The organism is Pseudomonas sp. NFX5, assembly GCF_049132125.1.
Lineage (GTDB): Bacteria > Pseudomonadota > Gammaproteobacteria > Pseudomonadales > Pseudomonadaceae > Aquipseudomonas > Aquipseudomonas marginalis.
Genome location: NZ_JAFMZG010000035.1, coordinates 240,309 through 259,364, shown reverse-complemented (window position 1 = coordinate 259,364; position 19,056 = coordinate 240,309). Strand labels below are relative to the sequence as shown.

18 protein-coding genes are annotated in these 19,056 nt (G+C 61.0%); 1 reads left to right on the top strand and 17 read right to left on the bottom strand.

Annotated features, from left to right (window positions below):
* Nucleotides 1-14: 14 nt before the first annotated feature.
* The 10 genes from J1N02_RS25795 to pstS all read right to left on the bottom strand — a co-directional run bounded on the left by J1N02_RS25795 (nt 15) and on the right by pstS (nt 9,326).
* Nucleotides 15-860: an ABC transporter permease gene (locus J1N02_RS25795; protein WP_098479841.1), complete on the bottom strand. Its 846-nt coding sequence runs from the start codon at nt 858-860 to the stop codon at nt 15-17.
* Nucleotides 857-1,705: an ABC transporter permease gene (locus J1N02_RS25790; protein WP_098479842.1), complete on the bottom strand. Its 849-nt coding sequence runs from the start codon at nt 1,703-1,705 to the stop codon at nt 857-859. Before J1N02_RS25790 ends, J1N02_RS25795 begins: the two co-directional genes overlap by 4 nt.
* Nucleotides 1,702-2,814 carry a quaternary amine ABC transporter ATP-binding protein gene (locus J1N02_RS25785; RefSeq protein ID WP_098479843.1) on the bottom strand — a complete coding sequence of 371 codons (1,113 nt, stop codon included), beginning with the start codon at nt 2,812-2,814 and terminating at the stop codon, nt 1,702-1,704. Before J1N02_RS25785 ends, J1N02_RS25790 begins: the two co-directional genes overlap by 4 nt.
* Before the next feature lie 88 nt (nt 2,815-2,902).
* A complete protein-coding gene (locus tag J1N02_RS25780) occupies nt 2,903-3,751 on the bottom strand; it encodes a glycine betaine ABC transporter substrate-binding protein (protein WP_098479844.1) in 849 nt (282 codons plus the stop codon).
* 407 nt (nt 3,752-4,158) lie between these two features.
* Nucleotides 4,159-4,755, bottom strand: a complete 597-nt coding sequence (locus tag J1N02_RS25775; RefSeq protein WP_098479845.1) for a hypothetical protein — start codon at nt 4,753-4,755, stop codon at nt 4,159-4,161.
* On the bottom strand, nt 4,755-5,453 hold the full coding sequence (locus tag J1N02_RS25770) for a hypothetical protein (RefSeq protein WP_027603520.1): 699 nt from the start codon (nt 5,451-5,453) through the stop codon (nt 4,755-4,757). Before J1N02_RS25770 ends, J1N02_RS25775 begins: the two co-directional genes overlap by 1 nt.
* Before the next feature lie 55 nt (nt 5,454-5,508).
* Nucleotides 5,509-6,270, bottom strand: a complete 762-nt coding sequence (pstB, locus tag J1N02_RS25765) for a phosphate ABC transporter ATP-binding protein PstB (protein ID WP_010210300.1) — start codon at nt 6,268-6,270, stop codon at nt 5,509-5,511.
* A 76-nt stretch (nt 6,271-6,346) separates the two neighbouring features.
* The gene (gene pstA / locus J1N02_RS25760; RefSeq protein WP_027603518.1) at nt 6,347-7,258 is read right to left on the bottom strand and encodes a phosphate ABC transporter permease PstA; all 912 of its coding nucleotides are present in this window, start codon (nt 7,256-7,258) and stop codon (nt 6,347-6,349) included.
* The gene (pstC, locus tag J1N02_RS25755) at nt 7,258-8,223 is read right to left on the bottom strand and encodes a phosphate ABC transporter permease subunit PstC (RefSeq protein WP_027603517.1); all 966 of its coding nucleotides are present in this window, start codon (nt 8,221-8,223) and stop codon (nt 7,258-7,260) included. The genes pstA and pstC overlap by 1 nt, the downstream gene beginning before the upstream one ends.
* A gap of 74 nt (nt 8,224-8,297) precedes the next feature.
* Nucleotides 8,298-9,326 carry a phosphate ABC transporter substrate-binding protein PstS gene (gene pstS / locus J1N02_RS25750; protein WP_027603516.1) on the bottom strand — a complete coding sequence of 343 codons (1,029 nt, stop codon included), beginning with the start codon at nt 9,324-9,326 and terminating at the stop codon, nt 8,298-8,300.
* A gap of 189 nt (nt 9,327-9,515) precedes the next feature.
* Between pstS and ppk2 the strand changes: the two genes are divergently transcribed.
* Nucleotides 9,516-10,433: a polyphosphate kinase 2 gene (gene ppk2, locus J1N02_RS25745; protein ID WP_421147968.1), complete on the top strand. Its 918-nt coding sequence runs from the start codon at nt 9,516-9,518 to the stop codon at nt 10,431-10,433.
* A 210-nt stretch (nt 10,434-10,643) separates the two neighbouring features.
* On the opposite strand, the gene J1N02_RS25740 is transcribed toward ppk2, so the two are convergent.
* The 7 genes from J1N02_RS25740 to J1N02_RS25710 form a co-directional block, all read right to left on the bottom strand.
* Nucleotides 10,644-12,443: a glycosyl hydrolase family 28 protein gene (locus J1N02_RS25740; RefSeq protein WP_421147967.1), complete on the bottom strand. Its 1,800-nt coding sequence runs from the start codon at nt 12,441-12,443 to the stop codon at nt 10,644-10,646.
* Nucleotides 12,444-12,635: 192 nt separating this feature from the next.
* Entirely contained in the window at nt 12,636-13,547 is a 912-nt protein-coding gene (gene kdgD, locus J1N02_RS25735) for a 5-dehydro-4-deoxyglucarate dehydratase (protein WP_027603513.1), read from the bottom strand.
* A 198-nt stretch (nt 13,548-13,745) separates the two neighbouring features.
* A complete protein-coding gene (locus tag J1N02_RS25730) occupies nt 13,746-14,522 on the bottom strand; it encodes an ABC transporter ATP-binding protein (RefSeq protein ID WP_065939670.1) in 777 nt (258 codons plus the stop codon).
* A gap of 11 nt (nt 14,523-14,533) precedes the next feature.
* Nucleotides 14,534-15,373, bottom strand: coding sequence for an ABC transporter ATP-binding protein (locus J1N02_RS25725; RefSeq protein WP_065923972.1), 840 nt, complete (start codon nt 15,371-15,373; stop codon nt 14,534-14,536).
* A gap of 14 nt (nt 15,374-15,387) precedes the next feature.
* Nucleotides 15,388-16,305 (bottom strand): ABC transporter permease, encoded by a 918-nt coding sequence (locus J1N02_RS25720; protein WP_027603510.1) that lies wholly within the window; start codon nt 16,303-16,305, stop codon nt 15,388-15,390.
* A gap of 42 nt (nt 16,306-16,347) precedes the next feature.
* Nucleotides 16,348-17,958 carry an ABC transporter substrate-binding protein gene (locus tag J1N02_RS25715; RefSeq protein WP_421147966.1) on the bottom strand — a complete coding sequence of 537 codons (1,611 nt, stop codon included), beginning with the start codon at nt 17,956-17,958 and terminating at the stop codon, nt 16,348-16,350.
* A gap of 45 nt (nt 17,959-18,003) precedes the next feature.
* A complete protein-coding gene (locus J1N02_RS25710) occupies nt 18,004-19,041 on the bottom strand; it encodes an ABC transporter permease (RefSeq protein WP_065923970.1) in 1,038 nt (345 codons plus the stop codon).
* Nucleotides 19,042-19,056: the final 15 nt, after the last annotated feature.

The window sequence follows — 19,056 nt, the reverse complement described above, 5'->3', positions numbered from 1 at the left end:
GGCGTTCCAGGGCATCACGTACGACGCGCCTGGCGCTGCAAGGCACCGCGTGACAGGCGATCGAGCAACAAGGCCACGGCCACAATGGCCAGACCTGCACGCAGGCCCAGTCCCATTTCCATACGTGTCAGCCCGCGCGTTACTTCGGCGCCCAGTCCACCTGCCCCCACCAGACCTGCAAGCACCACCATCGCCAGCGACAACAGGATGCATTGGTTCAATCCCACCAGCAGCGTGGGCGCCGCCGTGGGCAATTCGATCTTGAACAGGATATGCCGTGGCGACGCGCCCATGGCCTGGCCTAGCTCCAGCAGGTCCTTGGGCAGTTGCTTGAAGGCCAGCGTGGTTAAGCGCAGCATCGGCGGGATGCCATAGACGATGGTGGCGATAATTGCCGGCACACGGCCCAGGCTGAACAGCATCACCGCCGGAATCAGGTACACCCACGGCGGCACGGTTTGCATGATATTGAGGATCGGCAGCAACGCTGCGTCCACACGCTTGACCCGCGCGGCCAGGATGCCCAGGGGGAAGGCGATGCTCACCGAAATCAGCACCGCCACCGAGACCAGCGCGATGGTCTGCATCGACGCCACCCACAGCCCGGCGAACAGGCAGAACGCCAACATCCACCCGGCGAATACGGCAACGCGCCAGTTGGCGAAGACCCAGGCCAACAGCACCACCACGGCAATCAACACGTAGGCATGGGGCGCGAGCAGGCAGCCCTCGATTGCGCCCAAGCAGGCCTCGATAACCTTGCTGATTACCACGAACAAGCCATGCAGGTTGGCATTCAGCCAATCGATGGCGGGCGCCAGGAACGCACCTGGCGAAAACCGCAAATCCTGCAGGTTCATTGGCTTGCTCCCTCGCGCGACTCGGCGGCACTCTGGGCGAGACGGTCGAGAATCATGGTGAGGATGACGATGGCCAGCGCTGCGTTGATCGACTTGGCGATGTCCAGGGTACGGACGGCGCCGTAGATCGATTCGCCGAGCCCGCCGGAACCAACGATCCCGGCGATCACCACCATGCCGAACGCCATCATCAGGCTTTGATTGACCCCTGCCATGATGCTCGGCATGGCGAAGGGCAAGCGGATCTTGAAAAACATCTGCCAGCCGGTGACACCACTGGCTTCACCCAACTCGATGAACTCCTTGGGCGTCATGCGGATCCCCAGGGCTGTCAGGCGCAACGCCGGTGGTACCGCGACGATAAAAGTCGCCAGCAGTGCCGTCGCAGGGCCGTAACCGAGCAACGCGATGGCCGGCAACAGGTAGATATAGGGAGGCAGGGTCTGCACCAGGTCCAGGCAGGGGTCGACCACTCGATCGAATCTCGGCGCCAGCCCTGCCAGTACGCCCAGCGGCACGGCAACCAGCAGCGCCAGCACCGTCGCCGTGAGCACCAACGCCAAGGTACTGACCGTCTCGAACCACAAACCAATGAACGCACATACCAGCAATGCAAGCATCGACAACACGCCGAAACGAGCGCCCACCATGCGCCAGCCCAGCAGGCCGATCAGCACGGCAATCACATAAAAGGGCGGTGTGCCGATGCACCATGCCACCCCTTTGAACACCCCCGAGAGCAACGCATTGGCAGCGTCGAAGAATGACTCACCGTTGTCCTGCAGCCACATCAGGCCCGAATCCACGGCAGCGTCGAACTGTACCGAAAAGTCTGGAATACTCATGCCAAGGGCTCCAGAAACGGGGCGGTGGCGTGGGCATCATTGGGAATGCCCTGCACGCCGCGCAGCAGGTCCTTGGCTGTGATGATACCGACCACCACACCCTGCTCGACTACTGCCAGCGGCTCAAGGTTGGCGCCGATAGTCAGACCGATCAGCGCGTTGATATCGGCATCCAACGACGTCTGCGTCAAGCGCGAAAAATCGCATTGCGCAAAGGCCTGCGTGTAGATCGCCACCGGCGTCATCACCGAATGCGCCTTGACCAAGTGCAAGCGTGAAATGCCTGCGACGAACTCGGCCACATAGTCATCGGCCGGGTTCAACACGATCTCTTCGGCGGTGCCGACCTGAATAATCACCCCGTCCTTCATAATGGCGATGCGATCACCGATACGGATCGCCTCTTCCAGGTCGTGGGTGATAAATACCGCAGACTTGCCCAGTTCCTTGGTGAGCTGGCGGAACTCGTCCTGCAGTTGACGACGGATCAGCGGGTCGAGTGCACTGAACGGTTCGTCCATCAGGATAATCTCAGGGTCCGCGGTCAGTGCCCGCGCCAACCCGACACGTTGTTGCATGCCGCCCGACAACTCGCTGGGATAACGCGATGACCAGTCAGTGAGGCCGACCTTGGCCAACGCACGTTCGGCCACCTGGTACCGCTCGGCCTTGCCCACGCCCTGTACTTCCAGGCCGAAGGCGGTGTTTTCCAGCACCGTGCGGTTGGGCAACAGCGCCACACTCTGGAACACCATGCCGATATGCCGGGCTCGTACTTCCCGTAGCTGTGCGGGGGACAATGCGGACAAATCCTTACCCTTGACCAGCACCTTGCCGGCGCTGGGGGTGATCAACTTGTTAAGCAACCGAATCAGGGTCGATTTGCCACTGCCGGACAACCCCATGATGCAAAAAATCTCACCGCGGCGAACCTGCAGACTTACATCCGACACCCCGACCACGCAGCTGAAATCCTGCAGCACCTGGGTTTTGCCAAGGCCCTTGTGCACCACCGCCTCCATCGCTGCCTTGGCATTCTGACCGAAGATCTTCCAGACCGACTGGCAATCCACAAGCACTTCGTTAATGTCGATTTTGAGCGTTGTCATTTCTAAGCCTATTGAACCAGTCGAGCTGGTTTTTCTAATTGATCAGAGCGCTTTTTCAGAACGTGGCAGTGGCAAAGAACAGCAGTGCTTATTGTTTGATATTGGCCCAGCGCTTCATCAGGTCGGCGTGCTTGTCGGCCCAGCCGGCGACGGCCTGGTCCATGGTCTTGCCATCCTTGACGTCGCCGTTGATGGCGGTGATATCGGCCAGGGGTACATACACGCTGGCGATGACTTCACGGGCGTGGGGGTATTCGGCAGCGAAACCTTTATGCCCGATCCAGTAGTAAGCCTGCGGCGGAGCGAAAGAACCCTTGGGATCCTTGAGGAACTTGAGGTCGAACTTCTGGGCCATCCACGACGGCTCCCAGATGGTCACGGCAACCCACTCTTTGCGGTCGACGGCGGACTTCAGGGCGGCGGTCATGGCGGCGGTGCTGCCTTCAAGCAATTGCAGCTTGAAGCCATAATCCTTCACCGCTTTGTTGGCATCGCTCATCAAGCCTGAACCGGGTTCGATGCCGATGATCTTGCCGCCAAACTTGTCGGCGTTGTCGTTGAGTTGCTCCAGCGAATCGATGTCTACGTACTTGGGTACCGCGATGGCCTGGTACAAGCCATAGGAAACCGGAGAGAGTTTTTCCAGGCGGTTCTTGTTCTTGTTCCAGTAATCCTGGGTGGCGTAATCGGTCTGCGAAGCCAGGACTTGTACGTCGCCCTTGGTCAACGCCGCATACGCGATGCCGATCTCGGAAAACTCCACCACTTTCACGGTATAGCCCGCGTTCTCCAGCACTTTTCGGGTGATGCCGGTAATCGGCGTCAGATCCTCCCAGGACATGGTCCCGACAGTGATGGTTTTTTCTTCCGCCTGCACAGGCAGAACCACCATCCCCACCAGCGCAATCGCACAAACGGTTTTCCAGAATTTCTTCATGGCGTGCCTCGATCTCGTTCTATTTTTAGTTTCAAACCTCTGATTGCCAGAGGCAGGGGTGATGCGACAACAAGGGGCGCAGCGTTGGAAAAAGCTGCTTGCTGAATCCAGACTGGCATGGGCGAAAGTGCCGGTCAATAGGATGTATTTTCTGTGTATACAAATTGAATTCAGATAAAACACAAATTAAATAATATTTTTACTATTAGATTCAGGTAGTTACTGAAGCACAGCCGAAAGCTGACAGGTCGCTTACAGGAACGTATCGCGTCGCTTTTGGAATACCCGGTCGACACCAAAAAACGGCACAAGCCGAGAGCCTTCGCGAAAAATGCAAAAAAAAGCCACTCGTCTGAGTGGCTTGTTCTGCGATTGGAACGGGTAACGACCTGTGGATTGAGTGAGCCTCAGGAGGAAAATACTTGCGCAGGCTGCTTGTGCCTGACTGGCTGCTGTCGAGCGAGCTGCGCCTGAACCTGCGCGACCGCATCCAACACCCGCTGCGCCCAGTTTTCGTCCTGAGGGTCCACCACTACCACGCGAAAACCGTGGTCATGGCCTTCACTGCGCACGCCTTCGGAGTCATCCACATGCAGGTCGATGTCGAAGGCCGGGGGGAATTTCGAGGGTGCGTTCGACAGCCCGCGTGCCGTCAGGGCATGGTTGTGCAGCACGCTGTTGACCACGCCGTCGACGCGGATGCCGTAGAGCATCAGCCAGCGGCGGATATACGACGGCGTGCGACCGGACGAGGTGTAGACCCAGATGCTGCAGCCCTGGCGACGTAGCTCACGGGTCAGGGAACGCGTGCCGATCCGCAAGGGCTCACCCAGCCAACGGTGCACGCAGGCCGGCAGCCGGCTCGGCTCGACGTCGCAGTGGTGCAGCTGGCAGGCCAGGGTGTCGTCGATATCGAAGGAAATACGGATACGCGGGCGCTGCTGCATCGGCAGGATGCGCTGGAGGACCCGCCCTGCCCTGGCGAATAGGGGAGAACCACTCATCAATGGCCTCCTTGAAAAACGGGCGGGCGCGGGTCCTTGAGAAAAAACTTGTGCGGATCCGGCGCCTGTTCTTCCAGGAAGGCGGCGTATTTTTTCTTGATCTTGGGCAATTCGTACAACGCCTTGACTCCATGTTTGGCTGAGTTGCGGATCACCGACGAAGGGTTGAAGTAGCCCTCGGCGTTCTCCAGCGTCAGCACGAACGGCGGCAGGCCTGCACGCATCAACAAATAGCTGACGATCAGCGAACCGCTGCGGTTGTTGCCTTCAATGAACAGCTGCGGCTTGCTGAGGATGCGTACATACACCCCGGCGGCGCGCTTCCAGACTGATTCACTGCGGTACGCGCAGTACCAGTTGTACAAGTCCTTGATGCCACCTTCGACATTGTTGAAGAAGTGTTCTTCGGTCGCCGCCAGGTGGTGGGCGTATTCCAGGCGCCGTGCCGGGTCGCTGCCACAGAGCACGGTGGCGTTGATCTCCAGCATCAGGTCCAGCTGCTGCAGGTCGAACAGGTCGACGCCCCGCGCGACATAGTCGTCAATCAGCGCGTAGCCTTCAAGCACGTTGTGCAGCACTTCGTCGGTCAACGGGTCGCGCGGCTCGGTAAAGTCCCGGCTGAGCTCGGCAAAGCGCTGTTGCACCTCACGCAGTGCGCGTTCAATCGCGGGCAAATCAAGGCGTCGTGTTGCAGGCATCGGCATTCCCATAAGCAGTTGAAAATACGGGAGCATCCCAGCTCCCGCAGGGGCATCAGCTGAACTTGCCGCTGATGTAGTCCCCGGTCATTTGTTCACGCGGGTTCTCGAAGATCTGCGCCGTCGGGCCCATCTCCACCAGGTAGCCGGTGCGCGTGCCCTGGGAAATATCCACCGAGAAAAACGCCGTGGTGTCGGCCACGCGGATGGCCTGCTGCATGTTGTGGGTCACCAGGGCGATGGTGTAGTCCTTCTTCAGCTCGACCATCAGCTCCTCGACCCGGCGGGTGGCGATCGGGTCAAGCGCCGAGCACGGCTCATCGAGCAACAGCACTTCCGGCTCGGTGGCGATGGCACGGGCGATGCACAGGCGTTGCTGCTGGCCACCGGACAGCGACAGGCCGCTGACCTTGAGCTTGTCCTTGACCTCATCCCACAGCGCGGCGCCTTGCAGGGCGTGCTTGACGCGGTCGCCCAGGTCGCCTTTGTAGCGGTTCAGGCGCAGGCCGAAGGCGACGTTGTCGAAGATGCTCATCGAGAACGGGTTCGGCTGCTGGAATACCATGCCGATGTAGCGGCGCACGACCACCGGGTCCACGCCCTTGCCGTAGACGTCCTGGCCGAGGAAGTGCACATGGCCCTCGAAACGGAAGCCCTTGACCAGGTCGTTCATGCGGTTGAGGCTACGCAGCACGGTACTTTTACCGCAGCCGGAAGGGCCGATGAAGCCGGTGATCTTGTTCTTTTCGATCGGCACATGGCTGTCACGCACGGCCATGAAGTTGCCGTAGAAGATCTTGTCCAGCTTGCAGTCCATGACCACAGGCGCCTGGGTGACAAACGGAGCGGCTATTTGCGCAGTTGATACGTTCAAGATTCAGATGCTCCCGTTTTCAATACTTTGGCTTGCCGAAGATACGGCTCACGATATTCACGACCAGCACGATCATTACCAGTACCAGCGACGCCGCCCATGCGAGTTCAAGCTGGTTGTCGAAGGGCATGCCGGAGAAGTTGTAGATCAGCACGGCCAGGGAGGCCGTCGGGTTCATCACCGCCAGGCTGCCGTCGTGGTAGATCCAGTAGTTGCTGAACAGCGCGGTAAACAACAGCGGCGCGGTTTCGCCGGCGGCGCGGGCCACGGCGAGCATCACGCCGGTGAGAATTGCCGGCAGGCCGGTGGGCAGGACGATTTTCCAGATCACCTGGGAGCGGGTGCAACCCATGCCGTAGGCGGCGTCCTTCATGATCTTGGGCACCATGCGCATCGACTCTTCAGCCGTCAGCACCACGATCGGCAGCATCAGCACCGCCAGTGCCACGCCACCGGCCGGGGCCGAGTAGGTGCCGGTGGTCATCACCACCAGGGCGTAGGCGAATACACCGGCCAGGATGGAAGGCAGGCCGGTGAGCATCTTCGCGGCAAAACGCGCGGCGTTCGCCAGCTTGCTGTCCGGGCCCAGTTCGGCGAGGAAGATTGCCGCCATGATGCCGACCGGCACGGCGATGGCAGCGGCAATGCCGACCATCACGAAGGTACCGGCCATCGCGTTGCCGAAACCACCGCCGGTCTCGAAACCAGTGGGTGGCAGCTCGGTGAACACTTCAAGGCTCAGGCGCGCGCCGCCGCGGGTGATGAGCATGTAGAGCACGGAAATCAGCGGTACGCTGGCCAGCAGCGCGCCCGCCCAGACCAGGGTGGTCAACACCAGGCTGCGCAGGGCACGGCCTTCGAACCGGCGCTGGAGGCTGGGCATTGCGCCTGCGGGGGACGTCAGGTCAGTTGCAGCAGTGAGGTCAGTCATCACTTATTACCCCGTTGGGCGTACATCATGATCATGGAGCCGAAGATGTTGACGATCAGCGTGATCAACATCAGCACCAGTGCGGCGTACATCAATACTTCGATCTCGTTCGGCCCGGCTTCGGGGAAGTTCAGCGCCAGCAAGGCCGCCAGGGTGTTGGCCGGGGCGAACAACGACAGCGAGATGTTGTTGGCGTTGCCCACCAGCATGGCCAGGGCCATGGTTTCACCGAGTGCGCGGCCCAGGCCCAGCACCAGGGAACCGAAGATGCCGGTGGCGGCGGACGGCACCATCACCTTGAGAATCGCTTCCCAGTGGGTGGTCCCCATGCCGTAGGCGGCTTGCTTGGTTTTCATCGGCACGGCGGTGAGCGCATCCTGCGACACGGCGGCGATGGTCGGCAGAATCATGATGGCCAGTACCAGCGCCGCCGGGAGCAACCCAGGGCCGCTCAGGGACGTGCCGAAAAAGGGGATCCAGCCAAGTTCAGTGTTCAACCATGCGGTCAACGGCCGAATTGCCGGGATGACCACGTAAATGCCCCACAGGCCGTAAACGACGCTGGGGATGGCCGCGAGCAGTTCGACGATGGTACGAAACACCGCCGCCAGCTTCGCCGGCAAAAAATCCTGGGTGAGGAAAATCGCCATGCTGACGCCGAAAACACCTGCGATCAGCAACGCGATAAAGGCACTGTAGAGCGTGCCCCAGATGGCCGGCAGAATGCCGTACTTGCCTTGGTTGACATCCCAGACGCTGCCCAGCAGCACGTCAAAGCCGTGCTTTTCCATGCCTGGAAGGGCCTTGCGCCCGACTTCGAACACCAGGGCAAACACCAACGCCAGCACCAGAACCACGCCTATTCGTGCAAGCGCACGGAAGGTGCGGTCAACCAGAAAATCCTTCGCAGAAGGTGGCTGGCAGGCAGAATCCGGGTTACCCGGTACGACAAACGGTGTGTTCATTGGCTGATTCCGGAACAGGGGGGTAACCCTCCCGGCCGGGCTGACAGCGCCCGCCGAGAGAGGCCTCACAAGCGTTACTGGATGTTGGCGGACGCTTTACGAACCTGATCGACCACCGACTTCGGCAGCGGGATATAGCCCATCGAATCGGCGATTTTCTGCCCTTCGGTCAGGCTGTACTCGACCATTTCACGCATGGCCTTGGCCTTGGCCGGGTTGCCGTTGTCCTTGCGGAAGATCATCCAGGTGTAGGACGTGATCGGGTAGGACTTGGCGCCGTCCGGGTCCGGCAGCCAGGCCACCAGGCTTTCCGGCATTTTCACCGCTGCCAGGGCTTCGGCACCGCTTTCGGCGTTAGGTACCACGTACTTGCCGGCCTTGTTCTGCAGCTGGGCAAAGTCAACCTTGGCCAGCTTGGCGAAACCGTATTCGATGTAGCCAATCGCGCCTGGGGTCTGGCGTACGGTGGCGGTCACACCATCGTTCTTCGGCGACTTGATGAATTTGTCGCTGGCTGGCCAGTTGACGGTGTTGCCTTCACCCAAGTCCTTCTGGAACTGCGGGTTGATGGCCGCCAAGTGCTTGGTGAATACGGCAGTGGTGCCGCTGGAGTCTGCACGCACGACCACGGTGATCGGCATGTCCGGCAGTTTCAGGCCAGGGTTGGCGGCGACGATCTGCGGATCGTTCCACTTGGTGATCTTGCCCAGGAAGATGTTGGAGTACACATCCCGTGGCAACTTAAGTTCTTTAGGATTGCCCGGCAGGTTGAACGCCAGGACGATTTCGCCTGCGGTCATCGGCAGCAACTGCACGCCTTCGGCGACCTTGGCGATGTCTTCGTCCTTCATGGCCGAGTCACTGGCGGCGAAGTCCACGGTTTTGTTCAGGAAGTCCTGTACACCCGCGCCACTGCCTTTGGACTGGTAGTCAACCGTGACGCCTTCGGTCTTCTTGCTGAAATCCTTGAACCAGGTGAGGTAGATCGGCGCTGGGAAACTGGCGCCAGAACCTGTCAGACGGACGTTCTCGGCAGCAAATACCGAGGTGGCACTTAGAGAAACCGCAACGGCGAGTGCAGCTGACTTCATCAGACGTTTCATTCAGGGAAATCCTTGTGATTACGGGCTCCCGGAACTTTGCAGCAGCTTTGTTACGCTTTTATGAAAATTGGGTGGCAAACCGCTATTTCGTCCGGTCTTTCCGCCCCAGCCACACATTTCGATGTAATTGGTTGGTAACAAAATGCGACTAAGACTTTGCCATCTCCCCCCACGACGCGAGTGCCTCCCATGTCTGCAGTAGACGACGCCTTGATCCAGCGCATCCACCGAGAGCTGCTGGATCACAGTGACGAAGAGCTGGAACTGGAATTATCCGAAGACGGGCACGACCTCAACGCGCTGTTCGACGAGCACGTCGAGGAAAGCCCCGAGAAGGCCGCGCGCAGGATTTACTTCAGCGAACTGTTCCGCCTGCAAGGTGAACTGGTGAAGCTGCAAAGCTGGGTGGTCAAGACCGGCGCCAAGGTGGTGATCCTGTTCGAGGGGCGCGATGCCGCCGGCAAAGGCGGTGTGATCAAGCGCATTACCCAGCGCCTCAACCCGCGGGTCTGCCGCGTCGCCGCCCTGCCCGCGCCCAACGACCGCGAACAGACGCAGTGGTACTTCCAGCGGTATGTCTCGCACCTGCCGGCCGCCGGTGAAATCGTGCTGTTCGACCGCAGCTGGTACAACCGCGCCGGCGTCGAACAAGTCATGGGCTTTTGCAACGAAGACCAGTACGAGGAATTCTTCCGCACCGTGCCGGAGTTCGAACGCATGCTCGCCCGCTCCGGCATCCAGTTGATCAAATACTGGTTCTCCATTTCCGACCAGGAACAGCACCTGCGCTTTCTCAGCCGCATTCACGATCCGCTCAAACAGTGGAAACTCAGCCCCATGGACCTGGAGTCGCGCCGGCGCTGGGAGGCGTACACCAAGGCCAAGGAAGTCATGCTCGAGCGCACCCACATCGCCGAAGCGCCATGGTGGGTGGTGCAGGCCGACGACAAAAAGAAAGCCCGCCTCAACTGCATCCACCACCTGCTCGGGCAGATGCCTTATGAAGAAGTGGAACTGCCGGTGATCGAGCTGCCGCAGCGGGTCAGGCAGGAGGACTATTCGCGCAATCCGACGCCGATGGAAATCATCGTGCCGCAGGTCTATTAACGCAGGACGCAATAGATTCCCCAGGGGTAGTTAAGAGCGAACACCATACCTGTGGTGAGCGGGCTTGCCCCGCGCTGGGCTGCGTAGCAGCCCCAATAAGAACGCCGCAGTGTGCCAGACAGTTCCGGGGCTGTGTTTTGGGGCTGCTGCGCAGCCCAGCGCGGGGCAAGCCCGCTCACTACGAGGGTCCATTCGCCAGAACGTTTGCGCTTACGGTGACGGCTCCACCTCCTTGAACACCAGCCCTTGGCTATCGCTGACCTGCCATGGGTTGGCAGCGCCGGTCTGGCTGAAGACCACGTGGTCGAAGCGTGAGTCTTTCAGTCCATCGATACGCGCCTTGGCCGCGCCGCGAAAGCGCACGCGCTCGAACACCAGGCCCTGATGGTAGGCGTTGTGCGCTGCATCACCCTTGACCTCGATCGCCGCTCCCTGGGCATTCTCGACGCTCACGTCGCTCACCCGGATGTCCTTGAACTGCCCCGCGATGGTTGAGCGCTGATAATCGAGCTTGGCGTTCGGGTCGTTGTAGTCGAGGGTAAAAATGAACGCCTGCTTGACGGTATTGCGGATCGCCGAGTCGCGGAATGTGACGTTGCGCGCGCCGCCGCCCATGAAGTTGGTGCTCTTCATGCGCAACCCGGCATCGGTGCCGTCCGACACGTTGTCTTCGGCCAGGATGTTCTGGATCCAGGCACCGGTGTGGCTGCCGGCGACCACCATGCCATGACCCTTGCGGAAGTAGTTGTTGAAAATCCACGCGTCTTCCTGCGGCGGCTGGTGCACGGCGTCGGCACCGGTGCCGGCCGCAAAGTTCACGCAGTCATCGCCGGTGTCGAAGAAGTTGTTGAACACCATCGCGCCCTTGCTGTTGGCGAACTCGATGCCGTCGCCGTTGTTGGCGTCGTAGGTCTTGTGGGTGGTGTTGGCCAGCACCACGTTTTCGGTCTCCAGGTTCATGATGCCGTGGAATGCCGGGTTCACCACGATGAAGCCGCCGTAGAAGACGTTCTTCACATTGCGCAGGGTAATCAGCGAGGAGCGCATCTGCCCGTAGGCGTCCTTGACGTTCATGCCGCGCGCCACGGCCTGTTCCACCTGCGCCTTGGCGAGGATGCCGTCCCGGGCATAGCGGGTATTGTCGCTGGGCAGGTAGAACGGCAGTGCCTGGCCACGCTCGTCGACGACATCGGCGTCGCGCTTCCAGCCATTGCCGTCGAGGGTGCCCTGGCCGACGATGCGGATGTTTTCGAATGACTGATGCTGGCGCGGATCACGGGGCAACGCGTTGATCAGCGAGGCCGGGCGCACAGTGGTGGAATACGGGTACTGGATGTAGCCGGCCAGCGGGTAATCTTCGGCGCGCTCGGAGCCGAGCAGGGTCGCGCCTTCGGCGATCTCCAGGGTCATGTTGCTCTTGAGGTAGAGCGCGCCGCTTTTGTAGGTGCCTTCAGGCAGCAAGACTTTGCAACCGACGGTGCAGGCATCGATGGCGTTCTGGATCGCCTGGGTATCGAGGTGACTGCCGTCGCCTTTGGCGCCGTATTTTTTCACGTCAAATACCGCCGCAACCGGGGTGGTGCGTTGCAGCACCGGGGCGCTGTCGGCGGACTCCTTGCCGTTGCCGTCCACCGAACGCACGGTGAAACGGTACACAGTGTCGGGCTTCAAGCCTCGGGCAGTGAAGCTATGAATGCCGATGCGATGGTGGAAGTTGGCGGTGTCTTGCCGATAAAACTGGTCGATGTAGGGTTTGGCCGGTGACACCTGGTCATTGTTGGCATTCGCGCTGCCCAGCAGCGTGCCGTTGGCGTAGACCCGGTAATCCTTGATGCCGGCATGCTCGGCAGGTTTTTCCCACACCAGGATGATTTGCCGGTCATCAAAGGCCAGCGTCGGTACCTGCAGGTTTGACGGGGCTTGCAGCGCCCATGACAGCGGGCTGCATCCAAGCGCCACGAGGGCCAGCGCGCAACGCACCGAGGTTTTTTTCGAGGGTTGATACGGCATGTTGTTCTCCTTGTTTTTGCCGGTATTCACACCGAGGTGCGCTACATCTGCCGCCCGGTTTTTTCGAGGTAGTTGATAAGGCGGTTGCAGGAGCGGGCTTGCCCGCGAAACGCGTCAACCAACACACAGCGTTACCGGGTGGCCCGAGTCGTCTGTGGTTTTTTCGCGAGCAAGCTCGCTCCTACAGGGGGCTTACTGGGCGCCCAATGCCTTGATCAGCACGTCCAACTGCTCCACTTCTTGAGGCAGCAAGTCGGTCAACGGCGCGCGCACCGGGCCGGCGTCGTGGCCGACCAGGCGTGCACCGGCCTTGACGATACTCACGCCATAACCTTCGCAGCGGTTGCGGATCGCCAGGTACGGCAGGAAGAAATCATCGATCAAGCGGCCCACGGTGGCGTGGTCGTCGGCGGCCACGGCGCGGTAGAAATCCATCGCGGTTTTCGGGATGAAGTTGAACACCGCCGAGGAATACACCGGCACGCCCAGGGCCTTGTAGGCCGCGGCATAGACTTCGGCGGTCGGCAGCCCGCCGAGGTAGGTCAGGCGATCGCCGAGGCGACGACGGATCGACACCATGGATTCGACTTCACCGATGCCGTCCTTGAAACCGATCAGGTTCGGGCAGCGCTCGGCCAGCTGCTCGAGGCTGTCGGCATTGAGACGGCACAGGTTGCGGTTGTACACCACCACGCCGAAATCCACCGAATTGCACACCTGCTCAACGTGGGCCACCAGGCCTTTCTGGCTGGCTTCGGTGAGGTAGTGAGGCATCAGCAGAATACCGGCGGCACCGAGGCGCTCGGCCTCCTGGGCGTAGGCGATGGCCTGACGAGTCGGGCCCCCTGCCCCGGCGAGGATGGGCACCTGGCCCCTGCAGGTGTCCACGGCAGTCTTGATGATCTGCGTGTATTCCTTGGCTTCCAGGGAGAAGAATTCCCCGGTGCCCCCGGCCGCGAACAACGCGCTGGCGCCGTAGGGTGCCAGCCATTCCAGGCGGCGGGCATAGGTGTCGGCACGGAAGTCACCGGCCGCGTCAAAATCGGTAACCGGGAACGAGAGCAAGCCGGAAGACAGGACTGTTTTTAGTTCTTGTGGCGTCATGTTCGCAAACCTCAAATCAAAAAATAAAGGGATACCTTAAGAGGTACGTCATCGTACAACTACAAATAATTGTTAGCTAGCCCTAAGTGCCTTAGTTCGAACCTTTAAGATTTAATTCAATAAAAACAGCATATTAATCGCAATACATAGGAATAAGCGCATTACCATTCAAGCATAGTCATACGATGACTACAGGAATCAGCCGACCCGCCGTCGCTCAGACTCCTGGCTGAAGTCACGACTGGCCTGCACCAGCATGCGCGTGTAGTCGTGCACGGCCTGGTCCTGGCTCAAGGCCTGGCAGTCGAGCAATTCGACGATTCGGCCGTGCTGCATCACCGCCACCCGGTCGCACAAGTGAGTGACCACCCCCAGGTCATGGGTGACCAGCAGATAGGTGAGTTTCTCGCGCTGGCGCAGGTCCGCCAGCAAGTTGAGGATCTCGGCCTGGACCGACACATCCAGGGCCGAGGTCGGTTCATCCAGCAACAGCACGCGGGGCTCAAGGATCAACGCGCGCGCAATCGCCACCCGTTGGCGCTGCCCACCGGACAACTGATGGGGATAGCGAAAGCGGAAGCTGTCGTTGAGGCCGACCTTGAGCAGGATCTCGTTGATCCGGTCGTCCTTGTCCCCTACCCCGTGGATAATCAGCGGTTCGCGCAGGGCGGTGTCGATGGTGTGCCTGGGGTGCAGGGAGCCGTAGGGGTCCTGGAAGACCATCTGCACTTTGCGAAAGTGCTCCTTGGGAATCTTGTGCTGCAACGGCGCGCCGGCGATGCTCAGCTCGCCGTTCCAATGCCGGTATTGCCCGGCCAGGCAGCGCAGCACGGTGGTCTTGCCCGAACCGGACTCCCCCACCAGGCCGAACGATTCGCCGTCGGCGACACTCAGGCTCACATCGTGCAGCACCTGGTTGATGGCAGCGCCGGTGCCGAAACTCAGGTTCAAGGCGTGCGCTTGGATCATGGGCATGGTCAGGTTCCTTATTGAGTCAGCCAGAGTGGATCGCGCTTGAGCACCGGCAGGTGCACGCGACGGTTATCCATGCTCGGCAGCGCGGCCAGCAGGCCACGGGTGTAGGGATGCTCGGCGTATTGCAGGTCGCAGGCAGCCAGGGATTCGACGACGCGCCCGGCGTACATCACTAGCACGCGGTCACAGTAGTTGCGCACCAGGTTGAGGTCGTGGCTGACAAAAATCAGCCCCATCTGCTGCTGGTCTACCAGTTCTTCCAGCACGTTGAGCACTTGCTGGCGCACCGAGACATCCAGCGCCGACGTAGGCTCATCGGCAATGATCACTTCCGGACGCGTGATCACCATCATCGCGATCATGATGCGCTGGCCCATACCGCCGGACACCTCGTGGGGGTACAGGTTGTAGACCCGCTTCGGATCGCGGATGTGCACCTGCTCGAGCATCTGCATGACTCGCTCGCGCGCATCACTGCGACTGGCCTTGTGGTGGGCCAGGTAGGCTTCGGCAATCTGGTCGCCCACCTTGACCACCGGGTTCAGCGAGTACTTGGGGTCTTGCATGATCATCGAGATACGCTGGCCGCGAATCTTCTGCATCGCCTTTTCACTGGCCGAGAGCAGGTCGACCTCGCCAAACGCCATGGCCTTGGCGGTGATTCTGGCGCTGGGCGGATGCAGCTTGAGCAGGCTGCGCCCGACGGTGGACTTGCCTGAGCCGGACTCACCGACAATCGCCAGTTTCTCCCGCCCCAAGGTAAAGGACACATCGCGCACGGCGTGGGTTTCTTTCTGGCCACTGACGAAGCGCACATTCAGCCCTTCGACATTCAGTTTGATGGCGGACATAAGGTGTTCTCCGATTATTCGCTGCGCGGATCAAGGATGTCCCGCAGGCCATCGCCCAACAGGTTGAAGGCCAGGCTGACCAACATGATCGCCGCCCCGGGAACCGCCACCAGCCACCAACACTCGAGCATGTAGCGGCGTCCGGTGGAAATCATCGCGCCCCACTCCGGCAGCGGCGCCTGGGCACCCAGGCCGAGGAAGCCCAACGCGGCGGCGGTGAGGATGATCCCGGCCATGTTCATGGTCAGGCGGATGATCACCGAGGACAGGCACATCGGCACGATATGGCGCAGGATAATCCGCGCCGGCGACGCGCCTTGCAGTTCCACGGCGACGACAAAGTCGGCGTTGCGCAGGGACAGGGTTTCAGCCCGCGCGAGCCGCGCAATCGGTGGCCATGAGGTCAAGGCAATCGCCACCACCGCATGCTCCAGGCCAGGGCCCAGGGCGGCGATAAAGGCCAGCGCCAGGACCAGGCTGGGGAAGGAAATAAAGATATCGGTCAGGCGCATGAACACGGTGTCGACCGCCCCGCCGAAGTAGCCCGAGACGGTGCCGATAAACAGCCCGATGGGACCGACGATCACGGTTACCAGGGCAATGATGTACAGCGTGATCCGCGAGCCATAGACCAGCCGACTGAAAATATCCCGACCGTATTCGTCGGTGCCGAACCAGTGCGCCGAGCCCGGCGCCTGCAAGGCTGTGGCGAGGTTTTGCGCGACCGGGTCGTGGGTGGCGATCCACGGCGCAAAGGCCGCGACCACCACCAAGAGCAGCGCAACCAGCAGGCCCGCCAGGGTCATGGGGTTGCGCAACAGGTGACGCAGCACCCGCAGGCCGCTCTTGCAGAAGGCATCGAAACTGGAGCCCGGCGAGCGATCCACCGGCCGCTTCGCCGCCGTGTCGATGGAAGACAGATTGGCATTCATAAGCATCTTCTCTGTGTGAATTCTGAAGGGCCGCAGCCCCACTCAACGCTGCTTGTAGACACCCAGGTAGCGGGTGGCCTCGGCATCGTCACCACTGAAACCCTTGACGTCGGCAGCGCTGACCACGGTGTCGGTCATCTGCGAGATCATCAGGATCGGCCCCACCTGCTGGTCATAGAGCGTCTGCGCCTGGTGATACAGGCTGACCCGCTGTGCCGAATCGCGCGTCACGCCCGCCTGGTCGATCAGGCTGTTGAGCTGCGGATTGAAGAACGAAGCGCGCCAGCCCTGGAAGTTCGGCAAGCCGGCGTCATCGCTGTTGTCGGGGTTGTAGGCGAAGGTGCGCAGGCTGAAATACGGATGGGGATAGCGCTCGGCGCCACGGGCCACGATGATCTCGAAATTGCGCGCGCGCATGGCGCCGTAGACCTGGTTGCCGGTGCCGGTGACGATGCTGGCCTTGATCCCGCCTTCGGCCAGGGTCGCTTGCAGGCGCGCGGCGATGTCAATGAACGGCGGCTCCGACAATGTACGAATGGTGGTGTTGAAACCGTCGGGGTAACCCGCCTCGGCCAGCAGCTTTTTCGCCTTGGCCACGTCCATGTGATAACCCGGATCCGGCAAGCGCGCTTCCAGCCCCAACTGCATCGGCTGCTGATTGAGCTTGCCGTAATACGGCATCACCTGTTCATCCAGGCCCTTGTAGTCGATCAGGTTGCGCACGGCTTCACGCACCTGAGTCTTGGCAAACTCGGGTTGCTTCATGCTCATCGCCACGTAGTACATAGTGCCGCGTGGCAATGACTGCACTTGGATCTTGTCCGAGCCGTCGATGGCGCGAATGTCCGGCGCCGCCATGCCGTAGGCCAGGTCGAGGTCGCCGCGTTCGAGCATCAGGCGCAAGGATTGGGATTCGGTCATGTGCCGCACCACCACGCGCTTGAGCTTCGCCGCGCCGCCCCAGTAGCCGTCGAAACGGGTCAGCAGCAGCGAATCGTTGGCGCTCCATTTGGTCAGCACGAAGGGACCACTGCCCGCCTCGTTCGTCACCAGCCAGCCGGCGCCGAGGTCGCCGTTTTTCTCATGGGCCAGGGCGGTCTTGCGGTCCACTACCACGGCGCTCGGCGAGATCGCCAAGGAGTCCACCAGCAGCAGCGGGTCCATGGTCTGCGGCAGGTCGACGACCAGGGTGTGGGCGTCCGTGGCGCGGATCAGCGATTGGATATTCTCGACGCTGTAGCCGTAGGCCTTCCAGGTGGTGGCCAGGCCGAAATTGAGCTTCATCACCCGGTACAGCGACCACGCCACGTCCTCGGCGGTCAGCGGGTTGCCCGAATGGAATTTCACATCCTGGCGCAGATGAAAGGTCACCTGCTTGCCGTCTTCGCTGATGTCCCAGCGCTCGGCCAATTGCGGCAGGTGTTTTTCCGGGTTGCCCCGGTCACGCTTGATCAGGGTGTCGTAGAGGTTGGCGTTGACGCCGGAGGCATCCAGGCCAGGCGCATTGGCCGGGTCGATGGAGAACAGGTTGACCATGCTCATGCCGACGATCAATTGATCGGCGGGGGTCTTGGCGCTGGCCGTTGTCATCGGCCCAAGGGCGAGCATCGCCGTCAACAGGCCAAGGTGCAGTGTTGAAAATACCGTCTTCATGCAAAATTCCTTCTTTTTATAGTTTTATCGGTACGGCGCAGTGCGTTAACGGGTACGGGGGTCGAACACCTTGTACAAGGCGTCGCTGATCAGGTTGAGCGCGACGAAAATCAAGCCGATCACCAACACGCAGCCCATCACCGCGTTCATGTCGCCGAGCATCAGGCTGCTGGTCAGGTACTGGCCGAACCCCGGCCAGGCAAACACGGTTTCGATCAGCACCGCGCCCTCCAGCAACGAGCCGTAGGCCAGCGCAACCACCGTCAGCAACTGCACGAGGATGTTGCGAAACGCATGCCCCCACACCACCTGGCGCCGGGACAGGCCCTTGACCCGCGCGGTGATGATGTACTCCTGGGACAGCTGCTCGAGCATGAAGCTGCGGGTCATGCGGCTGATATACGCCACCGAGTTCAGGCCGAGGATCAGCGCCGGCAACACGATGTGGCGCAGGGCGCTGGCGAAGGCCTCCCAGTCACGTGCCAGGGTCGAGTCGATCAGCAGCAGGCCGGTGACCTCGGGCACCATGCCGTCATAGGCCAGGTCGATGCGCCCCGCTCCACCGGCCCAGCCGAGCCAGGCGTAGAACACCAGCAACCCCATCATGCCCAGCCAGAAAATCGGCGTGGAGTAGCCGAACAAGGTGATCACCCGCGCCACGTGATCGCCGAGGCGCCCCTGGTTGCTGGCGGCACAGACGCCCAGGGGCAAACCGATCAGCACGCCGAACAGAATCGCCAGGGTGGCCAGTTCAATCGTCGCGGGAAAGACGCGCAGGATATCGTCCAGTACCGGGTGGCCGGTCAACAGCGCATTGCCGAAGTCACCGTGGAGCAGGTCATTGAGGTAAAGACCGAATTGGGTCCAGATCGGCTTGTCCAGGCCCATCGACCGGTACACCTGATCATAGGTGGAACTGTCGGCATCCGGCCCGACTACCGCCAGCACGGGGTCGAGCGGCATGACCCGGCCGATGATGAACGTCAGGGCCAGCAGGCCGAGCAAGGTCACCAGCACCGTACCCGCGCGCCGGGCCGTGTTGGACGCGCGAGCGCCCATGACAGAGGCAGTCATAACAAACATAGTGAGCTCCTGATA